This is a genomic window from Herbaspirillum sp. VT-16-41, assembly GCF_001994935.1.
In the GTDB taxonomy this organism is placed as follows: Bacteria; Pseudomonadota; Gammaproteobacteria; order Burkholderiales; family Burkholderiaceae_D; genus Herbaspirillum; species Herbaspirillum frisingense.
In genome coordinates this window covers 1-469 of the sequence record NZ_MUXB01000027.1, presented here as the reverse complement: position 1 = coordinate 469, position 469 = coordinate 1, and the positions used below count along the sequence as shown (strand labels likewise).

At 53.9% G+C, this 469-nt stretch carries 1 pseudogene; it reads left to right on the top strand.

Annotation, left to right across the window (positions count from 1 at the left end):
* Nucleotides 1–469, top strand: a pseudogene (gene aceE / locus BTM36_RS03695) (pyruvate dehydrogenase (acetyl-transferring), homodimeric type); the annotation flags it as partial.

Here is a 469-nt window from a genome sequence, read left to right as displayed (position 1 = left end):
TGAAGAAGGTGTTGAGCGTGCTCAGTATCTGATTGACCAGCTGCTTTCCGAAGCCCGCAAAGGGGGCGTGAAAGTTGCCGCTGGTACCGGAGCTAGCAACTATGTCAACACTATTGCCGTTGAAGACGAACCGGAATACCCGGGTAATCTGGAGCTGGAACGTCGTATTCGCTCGGCAATTCGCTGGAACGCTATCATGACGGTTCTGCGCGCTTCCAAGAAAGACCTTGAACTGGGCGGCCACATGGCGTCCTTCCAGTCTTCCGCAACTGTCTACGAAGTGTGCTTTAACCATTTCTTCCGTGCAGCCAACGAGAAAGACGGCGGCGATCTGGTGTACTTCCAGGGCCACATCTCTCCGGGCATCTATGCACGTGCCTTCCTGGAAGGTCGTCTGACTGAAGAGCAGATGAACAACTTCCGTCAGGAAGTTCATGGCAAAGGCCTGTCTTCTTATCCGCACCCGAAA